The 23,148-nt window shown below is 66.0% G+C and carries 22 protein-coding genes; 15 read left to right on the forward strand and 7 right to left on the reverse strand.

All coding sequences use genetic code 11. The features are described 5' to 3' along the window. Window positions 1–24: 24 nt before the first annotated feature. Window positions 25–1,233: a tryptophan synthase subunit beta gene (trpB, locus tag FOC84_RS18765; protein ID WP_173145748.1), complete on the forward strand. Its 1,209-nt coding sequence runs from the start codon at window positions 25–27 to the stop codon at window positions 1,231–1,233. Next, a complete protein-coding gene (gene trpA, locus FOC84_RS18770; RefSeq protein ID WP_173145749.1) occupies window positions 1,230–2,015 on the forward strand; it encodes a tryptophan synthase subunit alpha in 786 nt (261 codons plus the stop codon). Before trpB ends, trpA begins: the two co-directional genes overlap by 4 nt. 13 nt (window positions 2,016–2,028) lie before the next feature. On the opposite strand, the gene FOC84_RS18775 is transcribed toward trpA, so the two are convergent. From FOC84_RS18775 to FOC84_RS18785, 3 genes are all read right to left on the reverse strand, one after another. Continuing rightward, window positions 2,029–2,982: a Bug family tripartite tricarboxylate transporter substrate binding protein gene (locus FOC84_RS18775; RefSeq protein WP_173145750.1), complete on the reverse strand. Its 954-nt coding sequence runs from the start codon at window positions 2,980–2,982 to the stop codon at window positions 2,029–2,031. Window positions 2,983–3,043: 61 nt separating this feature from the next. Further along, window positions 3,044–3,838, reverse strand: coding sequence for an enoyl-CoA hydratase/isomerase family protein (locus tag FOC84_RS18780; protein ID WP_173145751.1), 795 nt, complete (start codon window positions 3,836–3,838; stop codon window positions 3,044–3,046). Window positions 3,839–3,895: 57 nt separating this feature from the next. Further along, a complete protein-coding gene (locus FOC84_RS18785; protein ID WP_173145752.1) occupies window positions 3,896–5,116 on the reverse strand; it encodes a CaiB/BaiF CoA transferase family protein in 1,221 nt (406 codons plus the stop codon). Window positions 5,117–5,385: 269 nt separating this feature from the next. Between FOC84_RS18785 and FOC84_RS18790 the strand changes: the two genes are divergently transcribed. Next, a complete protein-coding gene (locus FOC84_RS18790) occupies window positions 5,386–7,776 on the forward strand; it encodes an acyl-CoA dehydrogenase (RefSeq protein WP_254241706.1) in 2,391 nt (796 codons plus the stop codon). Here the strand turns inward: FOC84_RS18790 and FOC84_RS18795 are convergent. Continuing rightward, window positions 7,759–8,769 (reverse strand): LysR family transcriptional regulator, encoded by a 1,011-nt coding sequence (locus FOC84_RS18795; RefSeq protein ID WP_173145753.1) that lies wholly within the window; start codon window positions 8,767–8,769, stop codon window positions 7,759–7,761. The genes FOC84_RS18790 and FOC84_RS18795 overlap by 18 nt on opposite strands. 57 nt (window positions 8,770–8,826) lie before the next feature. Beyond that, the gene (locus tag FOC84_RS18800; protein ID WP_173145754.1) at window positions 8,827–9,558 is read right to left on the reverse strand and encodes an SDR family NAD(P)-dependent oxidoreductase; all 732 of its coding nucleotides are present in this window, start codon (window positions 9,556–9,558) and stop codon (window positions 8,827–8,829) included. Window positions 9,559–9,799: 241 nt separating this feature from the next. Here FOC84_RS18800 and FOC84_RS18805 point away from each other — a divergent pair, with 241 nt between their 5' ends. The 11 genes from FOC84_RS18805 (at window position 9,800) to soxB (ending at window position 19,850) form a co-directional block, all read left to right on the forward strand. Next, window positions 9,800–10,777: a Bug family tripartite tricarboxylate transporter substrate binding protein gene (locus FOC84_RS18805; protein WP_173145755.1), complete on the forward strand. Its 978-nt coding sequence runs from the start codon at window positions 9,800–9,802 to the stop codon at window positions 10,775–10,777. 129 nt (window positions 10,778–10,906) lie between these two features. Then, window positions 10,907–11,260, forward strand: coding sequence for a c-type cytochrome (locus FOC84_RS18810; RefSeq protein ID WP_254241707.1), 354 nt, complete (start codon window positions 10,907–10,909; stop codon window positions 11,258–11,260). Further along, window positions 11,257–12,516, forward strand: a complete 1,260-nt coding sequence (locus FOC84_RS18815) for an NAD(P)/FAD-dependent oxidoreductase (protein WP_173145756.1) — start codon at window positions 11,257–11,259, stop codon at window positions 12,514–12,516. The genes FOC84_RS18810 and FOC84_RS18815 overlap by 4 nt, the downstream gene beginning before the upstream one ends. A 133-nt stretch (window positions 12,517–12,649) precedes the next feature. Further along, the gene (soxC, locus tag FOC84_RS18820; protein WP_173145757.1) at window positions 12,650–14,008 is read left to right on the forward strand and encodes a sulfite dehydrogenase; all 1,359 of its coding nucleotides are present in this window, start codon (window positions 12,650–12,652) and stop codon (window positions 14,006–14,008) included. After that, window positions 13,992–15,137 carry a c-type cytochrome gene (locus FOC84_RS18825; protein ID WP_173145758.1) on the forward strand — a complete coding sequence of 382 codons (1,146 nt, stop codon included), beginning with the start codon at window positions 13,992–13,994 and terminating at the stop codon, window positions 15,135–15,137. Before soxC ends, FOC84_RS18825 begins: the two co-directional genes overlap by 17 nt. Before the next feature lie 40 nt (window positions 15,138–15,177). Next, window positions 15,178–15,645: a thiosulfate oxidation carrier protein SoxY gene (gene soxY, locus FOC84_RS18830; protein ID WP_041656212.1), complete on the forward strand. Its 468-nt coding sequence runs from the start codon at window positions 15,178–15,180 to the stop codon at window positions 15,643–15,645. A gap of 37 nt (window positions 15,646–15,682) precedes the next feature. Then, entirely contained in the window at window positions 15,683–15,997 is a 315-nt protein-coding gene (gene soxZ, locus FOC84_RS18835) for a thiosulfate oxidation carrier complex protein SoxZ (RefSeq protein WP_013396030.1), read from the forward strand. A gap of 87 nt (window positions 15,998–16,084) precedes the next feature. After that, window positions 16,085–16,909: a sulfur oxidation c-type cytochrome SoxA gene (soxA, locus tag FOC84_RS18840; protein WP_173145759.1), complete on the forward strand. Its 825-nt coding sequence runs from the start codon at window positions 16,085–16,087 to the stop codon at window positions 16,907–16,909. Window positions 16,910–16,919: 10 nt separating this feature from the next. Then, on the forward strand, window positions 16,920–17,576 hold the full coding sequence (soxX, locus tag FOC84_RS18845; RefSeq protein ID WP_173145760.1) for a sulfur oxidation c-type cytochrome SoxX: 657 nt from the start codon (window positions 16,920–16,922) through the stop codon (window positions 17,574–17,576). A gap of 23 nt (window positions 17,577–17,599) precedes the next feature. Next, window positions 17,600–18,106 (forward strand): TlpA family protein disulfide reductase, encoded by a 507-nt coding sequence (locus FOC84_RS18850; protein WP_173145761.1) that lies wholly within the window; start codon window positions 17,600–17,602, stop codon window positions 18,104–18,106. Between the two features lie 34 nt (window positions 18,107–18,140). Then, window positions 18,141–19,850 carry a thiosulfohydrolase SoxB gene (gene soxB / locus FOC84_RS18855; RefSeq protein WP_173150258.1) on the forward strand — a complete coding sequence of 570 codons (1,710 nt, stop codon included), beginning with the start codon at window positions 18,141–18,143 and terminating at the stop codon, window positions 19,848–19,850. On the opposite strand, the gene FOC84_RS18860 is transcribed toward soxB, so the two are convergent. Together FOC84_RS18860 and FOC84_RS18865 are read right to left on the reverse strand one after the other, a co-directional pair. Continuing rightward, complete coding sequence (locus FOC84_RS18860; RefSeq protein WP_173145762.1) at window positions 19,835–20,248, reverse strand: DsrE family protein; 414 nt, start codon at window positions 20,246–20,248, stop codon at window positions 19,835–19,837. The two genes, soxB and FOC84_RS18860, sit on opposite strands and share 16 nt — an antisense overlap. Window positions 20,249–20,335: 87 nt before the next feature. Further along, window positions 20,336–20,875 carry a hypothetical protein gene (locus FOC84_RS18865; protein WP_173145763.1) on the reverse strand — a complete coding sequence of 180 codons (540 nt, stop codon included), beginning with the start codon at window positions 20,873–20,875 and terminating at the stop codon, window positions 20,336–20,338. Window positions 20,876–21,081: 206 nt separating this feature from the next. Here FOC84_RS18865 and FOC84_RS18870 point away from each other — a divergent pair, with 206 nt between their 5' ends. Further along, the gene (locus tag FOC84_RS18870) at window positions 21,082–23,145 is read left to right on the forward strand and encodes a 3-hydroxyacyl-CoA dehydrogenase NAD-binding domain-containing protein (protein ID WP_254241708.1); all 2,064 of its coding nucleotides are present in this window, start codon (window positions 21,082–21,084) and stop codon (window positions 23,143–23,145) included. Window positions 23,146–23,148 lie beyond the last annotated feature (3 nt).

Genomic DNA, 23,148 nt, shown 5'->3' on the forward strand with positions numbered 1-23,148 from the left:
CATCCTGTCACGGAAAACTTGCCCATGCCATCCGCCATTCATCCGGCCGCACCCGACAGCCGGGGCCAATTCGGCCCCTACGGTGGGCGCTACATGCCCGAAACGCTGGTCCCCGCCCTGGACGAACTCGAACGCCAGTTCAACGCGGCGCTGTCGGACGAGGACTTCTGGCAGACCTACCGCGGCATGCTGGCCGACTATGTGGGCCGGCCTAGCCCGCTGTTCCTGGCCCAGGGCGTTACGGAGGAACTCGGGGGCGCGCAGGTCTACCTCAAACGCGAAGACCTCAACCACACCGGCGCGCACAAGATCAACAACTGTCTGGGCCAGATCCTGCTGGCCCGCCGCATGGGCAAGCGCCGCATCATCGCCGAGACCGGCGCGGGACAACATGGCGTGGCCACCGCCACCGTCTGCGCCCTGTTCGGCCTGCAGTGCGTGGTCTACATGGGCGCCGAGGACATGGAGCGGCAGTCCGTCAACGTGCGCCGCATGCGCATGCTGGGCGCCGAGGTACGGGCCGTGCATGCCGGCACCGCCACGCTGAAGGACGCGATGAACGAGGCCTTGCGCGACTGGATCGCCGACCCCGCCGACACGTACTACCTGCTGGGCACGGGCGCCGGCCCGCACCCTTATCCCTGGCTGGTGCGCGAGTTCCAGAAGGTGATCGGAGAGGAGACGCGCCTGCAGATCGCGGCCAAGACCGGCCGCATGCCTGATGTCATGGTGGCCTGCGTGGGCGGAGGCTCCAACGCGATGGGGTTCTTCTATCCTTTCCTGGAATTCGCGGGCGTGCGCCTGTATGGCGTCGAGGCCGGCGGGCTGGGCCTGGCCAGCGGGGCGCATGCGGCCAGCATCAGCGCGGGCCATGAGGGCGTGCTGCACGGCTGCCGCAGCTACTACCTGCAGGACGACGACGGCCAGATCGTCAATGCGCATTCGATATCGGCCGGCCTCGACTACCCGGGCGTGGGCCCTGAACACGCCTTGCTGCATGACCGAAAACGCGTGGACTATGTGTCCGTCACGGATGCCGAAGCCGTCTCGGCCTTCCATTGGCTGACGCGCAAGGAAGGCATCCTGCCCGCGCTGGAAAGCGCGCATGCGCTGGCCTACGTGCGCAAGCTGGCGCCGCGGATGGCGCGCAACGAGATCCTGGTCGTGTGCCTGAGTGGGCGCGGCGACAAGGACATGGACACGGTGACCCAATTTGGCGAGGTGGCGGCATGACCCGGCTTGATCACACTCTTGTAGCGCTGCGCCAGGCCGGACGCAGCGGCCTGGTGACCTATTTCGCGGCGGGCGATCCCGATCCCGCCGCATGCCTGGATCTGTTGCGCGGCTTGCGCGCGGCGGGCGCCGACCTGATCGAACTCGGCATGCCGTTCAGCGATCCGGTCGCGGACGGTCCCGTGCTGCAGCAGGCCAACGTCCGCGCGCTGGCCGGCGGCCAGACCTTGAAGCGCACGCTGGCCCTGGTGCGCGAGTTCCGCAAGGCGGACGCGCACACGCCCGTGGTGTTGATGGGCTATCTGAATCCCATCTTGCGACATGGCGTTGAAGGCTTTATCGAGGACGCGGCGGCGGCAGGCGTGGACGGCCTGATCATCATCGACCTGCCACTCGAGCATGCCGACGATATCGGCCGCGCGGCGCGCACGCATGGCCTGCATTTGATCCGCATGTCCGCGCCGACTTCCGAGGACACGCGGCTGGCGGGCTTGCTGCGCGACGCCAGCGGCTTCGTCTATCACATCATGCTGGCGGGCACGACGGGCGCGGACCTGCCCGACGAGGGCCGCATCGCCCAGGACCTGGAGCGGCTGCGTTCGCATACCCGGCTGCCGGTGGCTGCGGGGTTTGGCGTGCGTACGCCGGACGAAGCCCGGCTCGTGGCGCGGCATGCCGATCTGGTGGTGGTCGGTTCACGGCTTGCGCAAGTGCTGGCGGAGCAGGGCGTGGCGGGCGCGCTCGAAGAGGTGCGCGGGCTGGCGGCGGCGCTTCGGCAGTGAGTGCGAGCCAGGGCTACTGCACGGTGATGCCCTGGCTCTTGATCACGCCGCCCCAGCGTTCCCCCTCTTCGCGATTGAATTGCCCGAACGCCTCGGCATCCTGATATCCCGGAACCAATCCCATGGCGTTTACTTTCTTGCGGGTCTCCGGCTCATCGCTGATCGCCTTCAGGTCATCCGCGATCTGTTTGCGCACATTTTCCGGCGTGGCGGCGGGCAGATAGAAGCCGAACCAGCTGCTGGAAATCACGTCCTTCAATCCGCCCGCTTCATTGACGGTGGGCAGATCAGGGCGCTCGGCCAGGCGCTGGCTGGAGGCGACTCCCAAGGCGCGGATCTTGCCGGCGTCGGCATAGCCCATGGATTGCATGGTGTCGAAATAGGCATTGACCTGGCCGCCCAGGAAGTCGGCGATGGCGGCGCCGGTTCCCTTGTACGGCACTTGCAGCACGTCGATGTTCGCCCGGTTCGCAAACAGCTCGGCCGCCAGATGCGGGCTGGACCCCACGCCCGACGACGCGAAGCTGATCTTGCCCGGGTTGGCGCGCGCGTAGGCAATCAATTCACCGACGGTCTTGGCCGGCACCGACGGGTGGACATACAGCACGTTGGGCGCCAGCGCGACGCGGCTGAGGGGCGCCAGGGCATTGGGCGCGTAGGGCATGCTCTTGAGCATGTAGGGATTGGTGACCATGCCCACGCTGCCGATCAACAGCGTATAGCCGTCGGCCGCGGCGCGCGATACATAGGCGGCGCCCAGGGATGCCCCCGCGCCAGGCTTGTTTTCCACCACGACGGGCTGCTTCCAGTGCGCGGCCAGGCGTTCGGCGTACAGGCGCGCAATATTGTCGGTCAACCCGCCGGGTGAATACGGCACGACGATCTGCACGGGTTTTTCGGGAAAGGCCGCGGCCGAGGCGGTCTGGCCCAGCAGGGCGATGCATAAGGTGGTCACGATGCGGTGCATATTGTTGTCTCCTGTGTTTTCATGATTCTGGACCCAATCCCGGCGCGAGCCGCAGCGGGGGTCAACGTCCCTTGAATACCGCCGCGCGCTTTTCGCGGAATGCGTGCTGGGCCTCCTGCGCGTCCTCGGTCCTGGCAATGGCGGCGGTCATGTCCTGCTCGTAGCGGTATCCATCTCGCAGGCTCATTTCCTCGATGGCGTTCAGCGTCTGTTTGGCCAGACGCGTTCCCAAAGGGCTCTTGGACGCGATTTCACGGGCAATCTCCAGGCCCGTCTCCAACACCAATTCGACCGGCACGCTGGCCTCGACCACGCCCAGGCGATACAGTTCGTCGCCATCGATGCGCATGCCGGTCAGCATCATGCGGCGCAGGCGGGAGTGGCTGAACAGCCGCATGCCGTGACGGCCGCCTCCCAGCAGCCCGACGTCGATTTCCGGCAGCCCCACCCGGGCGGAGGTAGCGGCCACCAGCACGTCGCACGATGCCATGATGGCCAGGCCGGCGCCAAGCGCCGCGCCATTGATGGCGCCAACCACGGGTTTTGCGCATTCTCGTATCGAATGAAAACACTCGCGCGTGTACCGCGAGTGTTGCGGCAGGTCGCCCGGCCCCTTGATCACGTCGCCGCGTCCTTTCAAGTCCGCGCCCGCGCAAAAAACCTTTCCTTCACCCGAAAGCAGCACGGCGCGGATGGAATCCGTTTCCGAGATCACGTCCAGCACGCGCGTCAGCTCCAACGTCATGCCGCGGCTGAGAGCATTCACGGGAGGATTGTTCAGCAGGATGATTGCGACGTGGCCATCGACGCGCACGGTCAGGTGTTGATAGTTATCGGGGGGAAAGTTCTCGCTCATGTTGTCTCCATTTTCATCGTTGGTATGGACTGCCGCTGCCAAGAGCGGCTGGCCCGGCTACAGCACGGCGCGCACACGCAGCGCGTCGATCTCGTCCGGGGAATAGCCAAGCTCCCGCAGGATTTCGGCGGTATGTTGGCCTAGCAGCGGCGGCGCGATGGTGCTGTGGGCCGGGGCGTCCGAGAACCGCAGCGGCGACGCGATCTGAGGCACCTCGCCTGCCAGTGGATGGGGCAAGTAGCGCAGCATTTCGCGTTGGCGCACCTGCGGCTCTTCAAATACCTCCGGCACGGAGTTGATCGAACCCGCCGGCACGCCCGCATCCGCCAAGGCCGCCAGCCAATGCGCGCGGGTACGCTGTATCAGGATGGCGTCGAGTATCGGATCCAGCGCCGCCTGGTGAGACACGCGCTGGCCGTTGGTGGCAAAGCGGGGATCCTCGGCCAAGTCGGGAACCCCCAGCACTTTGCAGAAGGCGGCAAACTGGCCGTCGTTGCCCACGACCAGGACAATCTGGCCGTCCTGACAGTCGAAGGTGCGCTGCGGCTGGATGTTGGGGTGGGCGGTCCCCGTGCGCCGGGGGACCTTGCCCGCCAGCAGATAGTTCATTCCTTGGTTGCACAGCAGTCCGACCTGCACGTCCAGCATGGCCAGGTCGATGTGCTGGCCGCGGCCGGTCTGGGTCCGGCCGGCAAGGGCGGCCAGAATGCCGACGGCCCCATAGACGCCGGTCACCATGTCCACGATGGGTACGCCGACCTTCTGCGGTCCGCCGCCGGGCTGGTCGTCCCTTCCGCCGGTAACGCTCATCAAGCCGCCCATGGCCTGCACCAGAAAGTCGTAGGCGGGCTCTGCCCGGCGGGGGCCAGTCTGGCCAAACCCGGTGACCGAGCAATAGATCAAGGCCGGATTGACGGCCGCAAGGTCTTCGTAGCCCAGGCCCAGGCGGGGCAAAGTGCCTACCTTGTAATTCTCGATCACCACGTCGGCCTCGGCCGCCATTTTTTTGACGATGGCCTGGCCTTCCGGCGTTTGCAGATCCAGCGTGATGGAGCGTTTGCCCCGGTTCGCGGCCAGGAAGTAGCCGCCCTCGCGCGTATCGCTGCCATCACTGTTCTTGAGGAAGGGAGGCCCCCAGGCGCGGGTGTCGTCGCCGCGGCCGGGGCGTTCCACCTTGATCACGTGCGCGCCCAGATCCGCGAGGATCTGGCTGGACCACGGGCCGGCCAGCACGCGGCTCAGGTCCAGGACTTTGATGTGGGCTAGCAAAGGGGTCAACACGGTCTCCTGCTGCTGTCCGGGCCATGCCGGCCCGGACCTTGTTCTGATGGCCCCAGTCTAAGGAAAGGAGAAAGCGCGCACCATGGGCCTGCTTGTATTTCAGGTTTGCCTTTTTTCGCATCTCTGCGCTGGCGCCACGCGGGCATGGCAGTCATTCAGGCGACTTCGCCAAAAGGCATAGCTGGATTGCCGCTGGCGCCATGCTCCGGCCGGGGACGTTCTCGTAGACTCGATCGCCAGGATGCAGTCAAAACATGGAGACCGGAATGAACATACGCACAGAACAGGACATCGATCGGGAGGAGACCACTCGCGCCTTTCGGGACAGCGCCCGCGCCTTCCTGGCAGCCGCGAGTCCGATGGCTCGCCTACGCGCCTTGCGCGGCGCACAGCCAGGATACGAACGCGACGTGTGGGAAAAAATGGCGCAGGCAGGATGGACCGGCTTGTGCGTGCCTGAATCGCTGGATGGCTTGGGGCTGGGCCTGCGCGAGATGGCCGCCATCGTGGGAGAGATCGGGCGCCATCCCTTGCCCGAACCGCTGCTGGGCGGCGCGTTCCTGAGCGCGGCGGCTCTGCTGAACCTGCCGTCCGTATCCGGGCGCGATGCGCTGCTGCGCGACATTGCCGGCGGCGGCGCGGTCATCGGCCTTGCATGGCAGGAGCAGCCGGGCCAGCAGCACGCCGGGAAACCCGCTGTTTCCGCGGAGCGTGCTTCAGGGGAGGTGCTGCTGCATGGCGAAAAGCGGTGGGCTTATCCCGCCGGCGCCGATGCCTGGCTGGTGAACGCCAGCATGGGCGCAACGACCGTGCTTTGCCTGGTACCCGCTGCCAGCCCGGAATTGGCCGCGGCAACGCGGGAGCGGGTGGACGGCAGCATGAGCGTGAACCTGTCGTTCAACGGCGTCCGGATCCCGGCCGCGAACGTGATTGCGCAAGGTGAACTGGCGGACGCGGCCGTGGCGCGCGCGCTGGAAAATGCCAGGTTGATGCAAGCTGCCGAACTGCTGGGCATCGCGCACAGAACGTATGACGACACCCTGGCATACCTGAAAACCCGCACGCAGTTCGGCAAGCCCATCGGCGCCAATCAGGCTCTGCAGCACCGGATGGTGGATGCCCTGCTGCAGATAGAGCTTGCGCGCGCCACGCTGGACCAGTTCCTGGGCGAGTTTGGCGAGACAGGGCTGGACGCCTCCGATCCGGCGACGGTGCAAGCGCACTACGGCGCGCGTTGCGCGCGCGTCAAGGCGCGTTGTTGCCACGCCGCGCTGCACATGTCGCGATTGGCCATCCAATTCCACGGCGCCATCGGCTACACAGACGAGCTCGATATCGGCCTGTATTTGAAACGCGCCTTGCACCTGGCGGCGTGGCTCGGGGGAGTGCGCGAGAACCGGCTCCTGGCCGAACCGCTGTCGCTTGCTCAGGCTGAAGGCGATAGTGCCGATCCTGATGGCGCGGCGTTGCCGCCTGCTGCTTCTGGCACGGATTGGAACGCCCTTCCGGAAGCCGATTTCCGCCGCATGGTGCGCAAGTTCGTCCAGGAAAACTATCCCGGGGACCTGCGCAATCCGCCGCGGCGCCTGCATTGGCCGGAATTGCGCGACTGGTACATGTCGCTGTCGCGGCAGGGTTGGATCGCGCCGGCATGGCCACGCGAGCATGGCGGCATGGCGCTGGAGCCGGACAAGCTGATTGCGTTCATGGAAGAGATGGAGGCGTACGGCGTGGCCCGCGCGCCGGACCAGGGCATCATCAATATCGGGCCAGTGCTCATCAAGTATGGCACTGCCGAGCAACGGGACTACTACCTTCCTCGCATCGTGTCCGGCGACCACGTCTGGTGCCAGGGCTATTCGGAGCCGAACGCCGGTTCGGACCTGGCCTCGCTGCGCACCGAGGCGGTGATCGATGGCGATGATTTTGTCGTGACGGGCCAGAAAATCTGGACCACGCTGGCGCAGGACGCCAACCACATCTTCATGCTGGTGCGTACCGACAAGACGGCCAAGAAGCAGGCGGGAATCAGCTTCCTGCTTACCGAACTGGATCGTCCAGGCATCACCGTCCGGCCCATCGTCAACATCGGCGGCGAGGAAGAGTTCTGCGAGGTGTTCTTCGACCATGTCCGTGTGCCGCGCAGGAATTTGGTGGGCGAGATGAATCAGGGCTGGACCATCGCCAAGGCCTTGCTGGATTTCGAGCGCCTGTTCGTCGGCAGCCCGAGCCAATCGCTATATGCGCTGAATCAATTGCGGTTGTTGGGCGAAATGAAGGGGGCGTTCGGCTCGCTGGCGCAAGCAGGGGAAAACGATAGGGCGTTCGTCGAAAGCTACAACGAGGCCGCGCTGGACGTATTCGATCTACAGGCGTTATTTGCCGACTATGCGGCCATCGTCAAACATGGAGGCACGCTCCCGCCCAGCGTGTCGCTATTGAAGATATGGGCGTCCGAGACCTATTCTCGCCTGGCGATGATGTGCGTGGAGGCCGCCGGGGAACAAGGCGGCGACGCGGATCCCTTGAATTGGCAAGGCGCGGCCATTTCTCCAGCGAACCGCTTGTACAACTCGTCGATCACGACGATCTATGGCGGCAGCAATGAGATCCAGCGCAACATACTGGCCAAGGCAGTGCTAGGCTTGCCCAGCTGAGTCGGTCCCGCGCGCTTTGCTCTTGGCGCCCGCCGGCGCGCGGGGGCCTTCGCCATGCATGGCGCGCGTCACGGCCGCGCTGCGGTAGAGACTGCGGATGGCGCCGGCCACGGTGCGTACCGCCAGCGACGAAGGCCGCACGACGGTGGTGGCCAGCACCACGCGCCGCTCGATGACGGGGGCCACCAGGTTGGCCGCTTGCAGCCTGTTGCTGGCGAGTTCGGCAGCGACCGGGTGGCGCGGCAGGACGGTGTATGCCTCTCCCGACTCGACGATGGCCTTCTGCAGCTGGGTGGAGTCGGCTTCCACAATGACGTTCAGGGTGATATTGGCGCGCTTGGCCAATTGATCGAGCAACATGCGCACGCCGCTGGGCGCGCTGGGCAGGATCAGGGGCAGGCGGTCCAGCTTGGCGAAAGGCAGTTCGGCCGCCTGGGTAAGGGTATCGCCGGCGGGGCCGATCAGGCAGGAGGTAAAGGTAAGCAAAGTATCGGCATCGCTGGGATTCGGCTTGCCGTAGCGATAGGGCATGCCTATGTCTATGTGCCCGGACACCAGCCATTGGTCGATCTGGCCGCCCGATCCCTCGAAGATATGCAGCTTGATGCCTGGATGGCTGCGCCGCATCTTCAGGATCAGCGGAACGATGATGGTCAGATAATGCGATGGCAATGCCCCGATGCGCACGTCCCCGAAGGGGATGCCCGAGGATTCCGTGATTTCCTGCGAGAGCGCATTGGCTTCGGCCAGCAGGTGCTCGACGCGCGGAAACACGCGCGCGCCCAACTCCGTCAGCGTCATTCCCCGGCCCGTGCGGCCAAACAGCCGGCCATTGCACTGGGTTTCCAGCTTGCCGATATGCCGGCTGATAGCCGGCTGCGGAATGCCCAGTGTGGCCGCGGCCGATTTCAGGCTGCCAGTGCGGGCGACTGTCACGAAAGACAGCAGATGGGTCATGTCCCACGTGGCGGGAGAGATCTTCGGCATAGGCATGCAGGCGCGTGGAATGAGCGGATTTCGAGTCTATACCAGCCTGCGCCAGTCCGTGGCCTAGAGCGTTACGCCGCCATCCACCGTGATTTCCGCGCCAGTCATGTAGGAGCTGTCGTCGGACAGCAGGAAAAGCACCATCGCGGCGACTTCGCCCGCCGTGCCCATGCGGCCCAGCGGAACGCGCTTGACGCGTTCGGCCAATTGGTCGGCGGAGCGCACCTTCAGCATGTCCGTGTCTATCGGGCCGGGGTACACCGCGTTCACGCGTATCCCATGCGCCGCCAGGCTTGCCGCCGCGGACAGTGTCATGCCGCGCAGGCCCCATTTGGTCGCGCTGTAGGCAAACGATCCGGGAGAAGCGCGCAGCCCGGCGGTGGACGAAATATTGACGATGGACCCGCCGCCGGCGCGGGTCATCGCGTGCGCCCCGTGCTTCATACCCAGAAAGCTGCCGCGCAGGTTTATCTGCATGTGCCGGTCGAAGGATTCGACCGAGGTCTGCTCCAAGGGCTGTGGCTGGTAGATCGCCGCATTGTTGACCAGTCCGCTCAAGGGGCCTCGGCTTTCGATGGCAGTCATCGCTGCGGCCCAGCCGTCCTCGTTCGAGACATCCAGGTGCAGATATTCCGCGTTGGCGCCCAGCATCGCGGCCAGTGCCTGCCCCGCGCCGTCGTCCACATCGGCAATGAAGACAAAGCCGCCGTCATCGACCCAGCGCCGGGCTTCTTCCGCGCCCTGGCCGCGGGCCGCCCCGGTTATCAGCACGATCCTGTTGTCGAAGCGCCCCATGGTCCCCCTCCTTTTTTGGGTTGTGTGTTTTCCAGCTTAGCGCAGGGGGCTGGCGGTGGGCCGCCTCTGCTTACTGCCAATTTCGGCAATTCAGGTATGCGTTTTCACGGTGCGCGCAGCCAGGAGAGCTTGCATAAGATACGGCGAACGGAGCGCGGATGATGACCCGCCTTATCCGGATAACAAAACAACGGTGCCGCGCCAGGCGGGCCGCGCCAGCCAAGGAGACAACACAATGAACATGCGGCGCAAAGTATGTGTCGGATTGGGCGCCTGGGCGGCGCTCGCTCAGACCGGGCTACCCTCGATCGGGCGAGCGGCCGGGGCTTGGAGGCCGGAGCGCCCGGTCCGCTTCATCGTTCCCTTCGCCGCGGGCGGCGCGTCCGATGTGTTCGCCAGGTTGGTCAGCGAACCAGCCACGCGCTTGCTGGGTCAAACCATGATCGTCGAGAACAAACCAGGCGGCGGAGGCGTGATCGCGGCCGACTTCGTGGCCAAGGCCACGCCGGACGGCTATACGCTGCTGATGGCCACGCCTGGCACGCAGCTGACCAATCCCTATCTTTTCAAGTCCTTGCCCTACAACCCCGACACCTTCGTGCCGGCGGGGCCATTGTTCGAGGCGCCGAACGTGCTGGTGGTGCATCCCGATGTGCCGGCCAGGACTGTCGCCGAACTGATCGCGCTGGCAAAGAAGGAGCCTCGCCAATTGAATTTCTCCAGTTCCGGACTGGGTTCCAGTTCGCATCTGTCGGGCGAGATGTTCAAGATGATGGCGGGGGTGGAGATGACCCACGTGCCATATCGCGGCAGCGCGCCCGCCATGGCGGACCTGATCGCTGGCCGGGTTCAGCTGACCATCGACACGATATCCACCGTGCTGCCGCACATCCGGTCGGGCGCATTGCGCGTCCTGGGTACGGGCAGCGCCGAGCCGCATCCGGTGTTGCCGGGTGTTCCCACCATCGCGGCGTCATTGCCGGGGTTTGAATCTGGCGCGATCAACTACGTGCTCGCGCCCGCCGGCACCCCGCCGCAGGTCGCTGCGGGGCTGGCCGACGTTTTCCGGGCGGCGCTGGCCGAACCCGCAACGCAGGCCCGCATCGTCGAAATGGGATACACCGTGCTGACCGATACGCCTGATGAATTGCGGGCGCGGATCGCGCGTGAACAGAAGAAATGGAAGCACGTGATCGAAGCCGCGGGCGTGACGCTGTGAGGGCGCTTGCGCGCGCGGCGTAGTCGAGGACATACTGGGCGTCCCCGGCGGGAGGGCGGCAGCGCGTAGCCTTGCCCGCCGCCATTCCGGTCTGCTTGCGGGCCAACGTCCACGGGAGCGGTCCTCGGCATGCTTGCCCTGCGGTTTCGTCCACAACCCGGCGCACCCCTGCCCGTCGCGCTCGCCTGTGCGTTGCTGGCCGTCTCCTGGAGCGCGCCATCGCTGGCCGCGGACCTGGACGTGCAGGCGCAAGCTTGGGCAGCCGCCTGCCTCACCTGTCATGCGCCCGCTACGCGGTCGGCGGCGGCAATCCCACCGCTGGAGGGGCGCCCTGCCGACTGGATCGCTACACGCATGCGCGCGCTCGCGGAAACGGCGTCCGACGGCAGCGTCATGGGCCAGATCGCGCGAGGCTATAGCGACGCCGAGATTGTCCGCATCGCCGGCTGGTTCGCCGCGCAACCCAAGGCGGCGACCCCATGAAGCGGCGCAGCATCTTGCTGGGCGCGGCGATGGGCGCAGCCCTGGCCGCGGCGCCCATCGCGCGCGCCGCCAAGCCGCATGTGGTGGTGGTGGGCGGGGGCTATGGCGGCGCCACCGCTGCGCGCTACTTGCGCTTGCTGGGCGCGGGTGCCGTCGACGTCACGCTGGTCGATGAGAACCCGGCTTTTGTCTCCTGTCCGCTATCGAATCTGGTGCTGGGCGGCAGCAAGTCCATGGCCGATATCACGGTTGCGCGGGACGGATTGTCGCGCCACGGGGTACGCCTGCTGCGCGACCGGGCCCTCACCATCGATGCCGCGGCCCGGCAGGTCCGCCTGGCGAGCGGCGAGCGGCTGTCGTATGACCGGCTGATACTCTCGCCCGGCGTGGACATGCAGTGGCAGCGGATCGAAGGCATGGACGCGCCAGGCGCGCGAGAACTCGTGTTGCATGCCTGGAAGGCGGGCGCGCAGACCGAGGCCTTGCGGCGCCAGCTGGAGGCGATGCCGGACGGGGGTATCTACGTGCTGACCATCCCGCTGGCGCCTTACCGCTGCCCGCCCGCCCCGTACGAGCGAGCCTGCCAGGTGGCGTGGTACTTCAAGCGGCACAAGCCGCGTTCCAAGGTGTTGGTCTTCGACGCCAATGCCGACATCACGTCCAAGGCTGCGCTGTTCCGCCGCGCCTGGGCCGATTCCTACGCGAACTACATCGAATACACCCCGCAGTTCGAGGCGGTCGCGGTGGATGCCGCGGGCTTGAGCGTGCAGTTCGAACTGGGCGAGACCGTGCGGGCGGACGTGCTGAACGTGGTGCCGCCGATGCGCGCCGCGGCCATCGCCGCGGACTCCGGCCTGGCTACGGCCAATGGCGCCTGGTGCGAGGTGGATTTCCTGACATTCGAATCGCTGGCCGTGCCGGGCATCCATGTGCTGGGCGATGCGATCCAGGTTGCCCCGGCCATGCCCAAGTCCGGTCACATGGCCAACCAGCATGGCAAGACCTGCGCCGCGGCCGTGCTGGCCTTGCTTACCGGCGGCAGCGTCAATCCGCTGCCGCTGTATGCCAACACCTGCTACAGCTACACCTCCGACCGCGAGGTCATGCACGTGGCCAGCGTGCACCGCTACGACGCCGCGGCGAAGACCATGTTGCCGGTTGCCGGGGCCGGCGGATTGTCGGCTGAACCCAACGCTAGGGAAACTCCTGATGCTCAGGCCTGGGCCCAGGCAATCTGGGGCGACATGCTGGGCTGATTGCCCCGTTTGACCGTGCAGCCGCCGCCAGGTGTTGCGGCGCAGCGTGCCAATCGGCTTCTTTATGTGCAAAGATAATTTGCATATAACTACAAAAAATATAGAAGCCGGGCGACGCCCACGGAGGAGAAAGGTGGATCGAGAGGCAAAAGTGGGGCGCCTGCGCAAGGCGCCCGAGAATTTCGTGTCCGCCGATCTGGCACAGGACATCGCCCGTAATGGCCTGGACGACGCCCGGCGAGGTTTCTTGCTGCGCAGCTTCCAGACGGCGGGCGCCGCGTTGGCCGCCGGCTTGACGGGCAATGCGCTGGCCCAGAAGGCCAGCGGCGGCGACGAGATGATCTTGACGCCGCGGCCCTGGACGATGTCGCTGGGGCAGCCGGTCGCCGCGCTGCCCTATGGCGTGCCGTCGAAATACGAAGCGAACCTGCAGCGGCGCCAGTCGCCGGGCCTGACCCGGGTGCCGGCCTCCTCGGTCGCCTTTGCTCCCTTGCAGGGCCTGTTCGGCATCATCACGCCCAACGGGCTGCATTTCGAGCGCCACCATCAGGGCTGGGTGGACATCGACCCGGCGCAGCACCGCTTCATGATCAATGGCCTGGTGGCGAAGCCGAAGGTCTACACCATGGACGACCTGATGCGCCTGCCGTCCGTATCGCGCATCCACTTCATCGAATGCGGCGCCAATAGCGGCCCGGAATGGGGCAATGCGGCGGTTCCGACGGTGCAGTACACCCACGGCATGCTGTCCTGTTGCGAGTTCACCGGCGTGCCGCTTTCCGCGCTGCTGGACGACTGCGGCGCCGACCTCAAGCGCGGCAAGTTTGTGCTGGCCGAAGGCGCAGATGGCTCCAGCATGACGCGCACCATCTCGATGGAGGCGGCGCTGGACGACGTGATCGTGGCCTGGGGCATGAACGGCGAAATGTTGCGGCCCGAGAACGGCTACCCGCTGCGCCTGGTGGTGCCGGGCGTGCAGGGCGTGTCGTGGGTCAAATGGCTGCGCCGCATCGAAGTCGGCGACCAGCCCTGGAACGCCAAGGACGAGACCATCCACTACGTGGACCTGATCCCCGGGGGGCAGCACCGCCAGTACACCTCGATCCAGGAGTGCAAGTCCGTCATCACCACGCCGTCGGGCGGACAGGTGTTGCTGGACAAAGGCTTCTGCAATATCTCCGGCCTGGCCTGGTCGGGTCGCGGCAAGGTCAAGCAGGTCGACGTGTCCGTCGATGGCGGACGCAACTGGCGCACGGCGCGGCTGGAAGGGCCGGTCCTGACCAAGAGTCTGACGCGCTTCAACATCGACTGGGTCTGGGACGGCTCGCCCGTCATCCTGCAAAGCCGCGCCCAGGACGAGACCGGCTACGTCCAGCCGCGTTCGGGCCAGCTGCGCGAAGTGCGCGGCACGCGCTCCATCTATCACAACAACGGCATTCAATCGTGGCGGGTGGCCGAGAGCGGAGAGGTGAGCAATGTCCACGTTGAATAGCCTGCGTGCCGCATTGGCCTGTACGGGCCTGGGGCTGGCGATGCTGGCCCCGGGCGCAGGCGCGGCGGAGAAATTCCCGGGCGTGGGCCGCGATGCCACCGTGGCGGAAGTGGCGGCCTGGGATATCGACGTGCGGCCGGATTTCAAGGGCCTGCCGCCTGGCAGCGGCACGGTGTTGCGCGGCGGCGATATCTGGGAAGGCAAGTGCGCGTCCTGCCATGGCAGTTTTGGCGAAAGCAACGAGGTCTTCACGCCCATCGTCGGAGGCACTACCGCCGATGACATCCGCAGCGGGCGCGTGGCGGCGCTGGCCGGCAATTCCCAGCCGCAGCGCACCACGTTGATGAAGGTCAGCACCGTCTCCACGCTGTGGGACTACATCCATCGCGCCATGCCTTGGGACCAGCCCAAGACCCTGTCGCCGGACGAGGTCTATGCCGTCACGGCCTACCTGCTGAACCTGGGCGAAATCGTGCCCGAGGATTTCGAGCTGTCCGACAAGAACATCGCCGAAGTGCAGGCGCGCATGCCCAACCGCAACGGCATGACGCGCGAGCATGGCATGTGGCTGCCTGGGGATAAGCCCGATACGCAGAACACGGCGTGCATGAGCAATTGCGTCGAGACCGTCAAGGTCACGTCCGAACTGCCGGACTACGCGCGCAACGCCCATGGCGACATCGCGGCGCAGAACCGCCTGATCGGCCCGGTGCGAGGCGCCAACACGCTGGCGCCACCCTTGGCCGGAGCCGCGGGCAGCAATGCCGACGCCGTGCGCCTGCACGCCAGCCAGACCATCGCTTCGTCGGCCGTCGAGGCGCCGCCAGCGGCCGCGCCTGCGCCGGCCAAGCCGGCGGGCGCGGACCTGGCGGGCGCGCGCCTGGCCACGTCGGGCACCTGCGTCGCCTGCCACGCCGCCGATCGCAAGATGATCGGGCCGAGCTATCGCGACGTGGCGGCCAAGTACGGCGGCAATGCCGACGCGCACGCCATGCTGGCGCAGAAGATCCGCAAGGGCGGCGGCGGCGTCTGGGGCGCCATGCCGATGCCGCCGAACCCGGGCGTGAGCGACGACGACCTGAAACGCATCGTGGACTGGATTCTGGCCGGCGCACCCGCGCCGGGTTGAAAACTCAGGGAGAGAGGAGACGGCTATGACGCAACAACACATCGATCGGCAGCGACGCAAGGTGGTCGGCCTGGGCACGGTGCTCAGCCTGGCCGTTGCGGCGGGCCTGCTGAGGCCCAGTCAGGCCTGGGCGGTGCAGGCCGATTGGAACAAGCAGGCCTTCGACGCCAAGAGCATGCAGGACGTGATCAAGGCGCTGGGCGGAGGCGACGCCGTCGCCAGCGACCAGATCACACTGGTGGCCCCCGATATCGCCGAGAACGGCGCGGTGGTGCCGGTGGGGGCGGTCAGCAAGCTGCCCAACACCGAGCAGATCTCCATCCTGGTCACCAAGAACCCGAACGCCCTGGCCGCCAGTTTCACGCTCCCCGCGGGCACCGAACCCGAGGTGGCGACCCGCGTGAAGATGGGCCAGACCTCGGACGTGTACGCGCTGGTCAAGGCCGACGGCAAGTACTACACGGCGCACAAGGAAATCAAGGTGACCCTGGGCGGCTGCGGCGGTTGATGCGCGCACCGGCTACGAGCAATCAAGGAGACAGCACATGGAAGCAAGGCCGATGCGGATCCGCGCCGCGGAGAAAGACGGCGTGATCGAGGTGAAGGTCCTGATGAGCCACATCATGGAAACCGGGCAGCGCAAGGACGCCGAAGGCAAAGTGGTGCCGGCGCATTTCATCCAGGACGTCGTGGTGAAAAACGGCGACAAGGTGGTGCTCGCGGCGCAATGGGGGCCGGCGGTGTCGCGCGACCCGTTCCTGTCGTTCAAGTTCAAGGGCGGCGCCAAGGGCGACAAGGTCAGCGTGACGTGGAAAGACAGTGAAGGCGCGACCCGCACGGACACCACCACGGTGACTTAGCGTTTCGGATGTGTGAAGGAAGGCGGACAAACAATAAACGCCCGTCGGCACGCAAGGCCGGCAGGGCAACCGCGTGAGGAGACATACATGGATAGGAAACGCATGGCCGCCGCTTGTGCGCTGGCCGGTTTCGCGCTGGCTGGTGCGAAGTTCGCCGCGGCCGCGACCGAGCAGGACACGGCGCAGGGCATTGCGCAGTACCGCGAAATGCTGGCCGACGGCAATCCGGCCGAGCTGATCGAGATGACGGGGGAGGACCTGTGGAAGGAAAGCCGCGGGCCTAAGAACGCCTCGCTGGAAAAATGCGACCTGGGCCAGGGCGCCGGCGTGGTCAAGGGGGCGTATGCCCAGCTGCCGCGCTACTTCGAGGATGCCGGGCGCGTCATGGACCTGGAGAGCCGCCTGGTCTATTGCATGGTGCAGCTGCAAGGCATGGAAGCCGCCGATGTCACCAAGAAACCATTTTCGGGCGACGGGCAATACTCCACCGATATCGAGGCGCTGGTGGCGTATGTGGCCGGCATGTCGCGCGGCATGAAGATCGCCGTGCCGCAGACCCATCCCAAGGAGCAGGCGGCCTACGCGCGCGGCCGCGACATCTTCTACTACCGCGGCGGTCCGTACGACTTCTCCTGTGCGTCCTGTCACACCGGCGACAACAAGCGCATCCGGCTGCAGGACCTGCCCAACCTGACCAAGCAGGAGCCCGCGCGCGCGGCTTTCGCCAGCTGGCCGGCCTATCGCGTGTCGCAAGGTGCATTGCGGTCGATGCAATGGCGCCTGCAGGACTGCTTCCGCCAGCAGCGCATGCCGTTGCTGAAATACGGTTCGGACGCGTCGGTGGACCTGACCGTATTCCTGGGTGTCAACGCCAACGGCGGCCAGATGATGGCCCCGGCCATCAAACGGTAAAGGGGGAATCATGCGCAAGATACGCACGACCCGGCCCGGCCTGGCGGCCTTGGGCTTGTTCCTGGCGGCGAACGCCGCAGCGCAGCAGCCGGCGCCGAAGGCGGTTGTCGATCACCAGGCGCTGGTGGCCGAGCTGAAGGATTCCTTCGTCGAGCGCGGCCTCGCCAAGCTGGACCGGATCGATCAGTCGACCATGCAGCGGGCCTGTTCGATCGCTGATGCAGGCGGCGAGATGCCCGCGGAAACGGCCCTGAAGATCACGCAGGAAGCCGCCGCCAACGTCAAGCCGCCTGCCGACGGCAACTACATCGGCGATTGGCGGCAGGGCGAGAAAGTGGCCCAGAACGGCCGCGGCTTGCAGTTCTCGGATACGGCCAAGACGATCAATGGCGGCAATTGCTATGCCTGCCACCAGATGACCAAGGCTGAGATTTCGTTTGGCAACATCGGCCCGTCGCTCTACCAGTACGGCAAGCTGCGCGGCAATGGCAAGGAAATGGTCGCCTACACCTGGAACAAGATCTACGACTCGCACGCCACCATGCCTTGTTCCAACATGCCGCGCTTCGGCGCGGCCGGCATTCTGACGGAACAGCAGCTCAAGGACGTGATGGCGCTGCTGCTGGATCCGCAATCCGCCGTCAACGACGACCAGGCCAAGCCTTGAACCCTGCCACGCGCGGAGGACGCATGAACGCTGTTTCCAGATACGGCCGCTTGCTGCTGGCCGCGGGCATGCTGGCCGCGGCGGCGGCCCATGCCCAGGCGCCGCCCAAGGTGGGGGACAAGCTGGTGATGCCGGACGTGCAGCTGCTGGACGGCACCCGGCTGTCCACCACCGATTTCGCGGGCAAGCCGCTGGTGGTGGAGTACTGGGCTTCCTGGTGTCCCTACTGCGCGCGGCAGAATCCGCATCTGCAGAAGCTCACCGACGCGGCGCGCGACAAGGGCCTGCGCATCCTGACGGTCAGCATCGACCGGGATGAGCAGGCCGCGCGCGACTACATCGCCAAGCATGGCTACACCTTTGGCGTGGCCATGGACAACGAGGCGCTGCGGGCGGTATTCGGCAAGCGCCGCGTCATTCCAGAGATCTTCGTGCTGGACGCGAACGGCAAGCTGCTCGAGGCCATACCCGGCGAGATGTTCGAGGAAGACGTGCTCGAACTGCTGCGCCACGCCACGCCGCGCTCCTGAGCGCATCCCTCCCTCTTCCACGGTTGGACCGATGATCAATCGACGCGAGTTTCTTCAGATGCTGGCGGTCGCCTCCGCCGGCGGCATGGGCCTGTCGCACCATCCGCGAGCGGCGGCGCAGGCGGCGCAGGCGTTCTACGACACGCCCGCCTTCGGCAATGTGCACTTCCTGCATTTCACCGATTGCCATGCGCAGCTCATGCCGCTCTATTTCCGCGAGCCCAGCGTCAATCTGGGCATCGGGCAGTCTGCGGGACGCGCGCCGCATCTGGTGGGCGAACATCTGCTCAAGGCCTATGGCATCGCGCCGGGCTCGGCCCAGGCCTATGCCTTCACCTGCCTGGACTTCGCCCAGGCCGCGGGACAGTACGGGAAGGTCGGCGGCTTCGCCCACTTGGCCACGCTGATCAAGCGGCTGAAGGCCACGCGGCCGGGCGCGTTGCTGCTGGACGGCGGTGATACCTGGCAAGGGTCGGGCACCGCGCTCTGGACCCGCGGGCAGGACATGGTGGATGCCTGCCTGCTGCTGGGCGTGGACATGATGACGGCGCATTGGGAATTCACGCTGGGCGCCGACCGCGTGCAGGAAGTCCTGGAGAAGGACCTGAAAGGCAAGGTCGAGTTCCTGGCGCAGAACGTCGAGACCAGCGATTTCGGCGACGCGGTGTTCGCTCCTTATTCCATGCGTGAAATGAACGGCGTGCCGCTGGCCGTGATCGGCCAGGCCTTTCCCTATACGCCGATCGCCAACCCGCGCTACATGGTGCCGGATTGGACCTTCGGCATCCAGGAACAGCGGCTGCAGGAAACCATAGACGAGGTGCGCGGCAAGGGCGCGCAGGCCGTGGTGCTGTTGTCGCACAACGGCATGGATGTGGACCTGAAGCTGGCGTCCCGCGTGCGCGGCCTGGACGCGATCCTGGGCGGCCATACGCATGACGGCGTGCCCGCGCCGGTGGCGGTGCAGAACGCCGGCGGCAAGACGCTGGTCACCAATGCCGGCAGCAACGGAAAATTCCTCGGCGTGCTGGATTTCGATGTAAAGGACGGCAAGGTGGCCGACTTCCGCTACACGCTGATGCCGGTGTTCGCCCAGTATCTGCCGGCGGACCCCGCCATGGCGGAGCTGGTCGAGCGCATCCGCGCGCCCTATGCGCAAAAGCTGTCACAGCCTTTGGCCACCACCGAGGAAACCCTCTACCGGCGCGGCAATTTCAACGGCACCTTCGACCAGGTGATCCTGGATGCGCTGATGCAGGTCAAGGGCGCGGAGATCGCCTTTTCGCCCGGATTCCGCTGGGGCACCAGCCTGCTGCCGGGCCAGGCGATCACGATGGAAAACGTGCTGGACCAGACCGCCATCACCTATCCCCATACCACCGTGACGCAGATGAGCGGCGCCACCCTCAAGACCATCCTGGAGGACGTGGCCGACAATCTGTTCAACCCGGATCCGTACTACCAGCAGGGCGGAGACATGGTGCGCGTGGGCGGTTTGCAATATGCGATCGATCCGGCGGGCGCGGCGGGGGCGCGGATCAGCGACATGCGCCTGGGCGGCTCGCCGGTCCAGGCCGACAAGCAGTACAAGGTGGCAGGCTGGGCGCCGGTGGCTGAAGGTGCCAATGGCGAGCCCATTTGGGATGTGGTGGCGACCTACCTGCGTGACCGCAAGACGATAGGCCAGGTAAGTCCCAATCAGCCCTCGGTCAAGGGCGTGGCCGGCAATCAGGGCTTGATGTAGGCGTAGCCTTCCTGTTGCAGGCGGGTGATGCGGACCACGCCGGACGGCGTGAAGTCCGCTTCCATCACGAAGGTATCCTTGCCCAGCTTGCGGTTCTTGAGCGTGATCTCGCAGACTTCGAAGGCCACGCCGCGCGCGGCCAAGGCCGAGATCAGCGGGCCGACCTGGGCCGCGTCCTTGTAGTCCGTCATCAGGAAGTCGACGCCGTCGGCATGGGCCACCAGCTTGATGGTGGTGTCAGGCGCGGTGTCCAGCTGGTTGCGCATGTTGCGCAGCGCGGAAAGTGCTTGGGAAGCCGAGTCGTTGACGTGATAGACGACCTTGTCGGCGGCCAGCGCCGCGCCCGCCGCGCCCATCAATGCCAAGCCCAACACCAATGCCAGCAGTTTCTTCAACATACTTGCCTCCCTGGGGGCGGCCGCGGTGCCGCGGCGCATGGTCATGATATCAGCGCATGCGCCCCATGGGGTATCCGAGTTTTGGTCTCAGGCCGCTTGTGGCGTATCGCTGCCCGATGCGCCGCGGCCGCGCGATTTGCCATACAGCATGCGCGCGCACAAGAAGGCGCTGAGCGCGCCGGGCGCGGCGCCTACGGTCAAGGGGAAGCCGAATTCTTCCTGCCATGGCCGGTTGTGGGAGATGAAGCCGAGCAGGAAGACGACGCCATAGACGGCGCCGACCAGCGCCATCCCGGCGCAGGCGCGCCAGGACGGATGCGCCGGCCGCAGCGCGCCAGCCACGATGCCGCACAGCAGGGCGGGCACGAAGCCGAAAATGTAGAACCAGGGCAAGGCGTAGACCAGCATGAGCAGGGTCTCGGGATCTCGGGTCAGGGCGGTCAGGGTTATGACAACGCCTGCGCCGCCGATTGGCGGCGCGGCCACGCCGTAAAGCGCGCCGCCCGCGACCAGATCGCTGCCGATGCGCCGGCCGGCAGTGTCCATCGTGCGCTGCCGCTTCCTGCGGTAGGCGATGGCGGCGAAAACGCCTAGTAGCAGAATGCCGGTCGAGATGTACGGGTTCATCGCGTTATGCAGGATGTGGGCTGGGCATGCATGGCTGGCTGCAGCTGGGGCGCGGTGCGCATGCGCGGCGATAAAGCTTCATGATACCGTGGCCGCAGCATCACTGCGCTGCCCATAATATGGTCAGAACCGTGCTCTACGTTTGAGGTGGAAGATTCCTTGGTCTGAAATTTGCATGCGCGCATTGCGCATTGCAGAGGTTCTAAATGACTGAACAGATCAAGAACTCCGTCCGCACGGAGCGTGTGGGTGATGTATGGCTGATGCAGATCGACAATCCTCCAGTGAACGCCACCTCGCATGAGGTGCGCATCGCTTTGGCCGAAGCCGTGCAGCAGCTCGATGCGGATCCCACGCTGGTTGGCGGGGTGCTCGCCGGCAGCGGTAAGACTTTCGTGGCCGGCGCGGATATACGCGAATTCGGCGATCAGGTTTCCCGTCAGCCTCTGTTGGGCGTCGTGATAGACGGATTGGCCCAGTGCCGCAAGCCCATTGTGGCGGCCTTGCATGGGTTCGCTCTGGGAGGCGGCTTCGAACTGGCGTTGGGTTGCGACGCTCGGATAGCCAAGGCAGGCACCATCGTCGGCCTGCCCGAGGTGACGCTGGGCATACTTCCGGCCGCAGGCGGCACGCAACGCCTGCCTCGACGTACCGGCCTGGCCCGGGCGATCAAGCTCATCTGCAACGGAGAGCGGTTTTCAGCCGCCCAGGCATTGGAATGGGGGCTGGTCGATGAAGTCGTGGAGGACGGGCTCATAGACCGGGCGGTGGCGCTGGCCCGCAGCATGCGCGGACGCAAGCGGGATCTCCTGGATGAGCCCTTGCCCACCGAGGACGCCGCGGCCGTCGAGGCTGCCGCGCAGGCCGCCATGCGGACTGGCAAGGCGCGGCCGGCAGTGGTCGCCGCGATCGAGTCGATCAGGAACGCGGCCCGGTTGCCCGCGCGGGATGCGCTGGCCGCCGAGCGTCGCTATTTCCAGGAACTCCGGCTTACGCCCGATGCCTTCGGGCTGCGCCACCAGTTCTTTGCGGAACGGGAGTCGATGAAAGTGCCCGAACTGGCCTCTGTCCAGGCAAGGCCGGTGGGTACGGTGGCAGTGGTTGGCGCTGGGACGATGGGAGTGGGCATCGCGATCAGCGCGCTGGAGGCGGGTTTGAATGTCATCCTGCTGGAGCGCGACGAGGCCGCGTTGCAGCGCGGCAGCACGCGCATCCGGACGCACTATGCGGAACGCGTCGCGGCGGGAAAGGCTTTGCCGGCTCACGGCGAGCGCATGCTCGCGCTGCTGGAGACCACGCTGGATTGGACTCGCCTCGCGGCCGCGGATCTGGTGATCGAGGCGGTGTTCGAGCAGTTGGACGTCAAGCAGGAGGTGTTCCGGATAATCGACCAGCATGCGCGCCCCGGCGCGGTGCTGGCGACGAACACGTCCTATCTGGATGTGGACAAGATCGCTCAGGCCACTTCCCGTCCGGCGGACGTGCTGGGCCTGCACTTCTTCAGCCCGGCCAATGTCATGAAGCTGCTGGAGGTGGTGCGCGGCAGCGCGACCGCGGCTGACGTGCTCGCAACCGGCATGAGCCTGGGAAAGCGTCTGAAAAAGTCGCCTGTGCTTTGCGGCAACGCCTTCGGCTTCATAGGCAATCGCATCTACAACGTGTACCGCCAGCAGTGCGAAATGATGCTGGAAGACGGCGCTTGGCCTGAAACGGTGGACACGGCGCTGGAGCGCTTGGGCTTTGCGATGGGACCGTTCTCGGTAGGCGATCTAGCTGGGCTGGACATTCCATGGGCGATGCGCAAGTCGCAAGCCGCCACCAGGGACGCCCGCGTGCGCTATATCGACGTCCTGGACAAGCTGTGCGAGCTTGGGCGTCATGGCAGGAAAACAGGCGCCGGTTATTACCGGCATGACGAGGCCAAGGCGCCGCGTGTGAGCGACGAAACGGTGCGCTCCATCATCCAGGACGCCTCCGATCGGCGAGGCATATCGCGGCGTGAACTGGGCGACGAAGAAATTCAGCGCCGCTCCATGCTGGCCATGGTGAACGAAGCCGCCTGGGTCATGCATGAACGCATCGCCATGCGCGCCAGCGATATCGATGTGGTCATGGTGCTCGGTTATGGCTTCCCGCGTTGGCTGGGCGGGCCCGTGCACTGGGCCCGGCGGCAGGATCGCGCGCGGCTCGTCGAGGATTTGCAAGAGATTGCCCGTTCCACCGGCCACGGCTTTGACGTGGCTGATCTTTCGCCCATTCTGGATCAGTGAAAA

Source organism: Achromobacter pestifer, from assembly GCF_013267355.1.
GTDB classification, from domain to species: Bacteria; Pseudomonadota; Gammaproteobacteria; order Burkholderiales; family Burkholderiaceae_B; genus Achromobacter; species Achromobacter pestifer_A.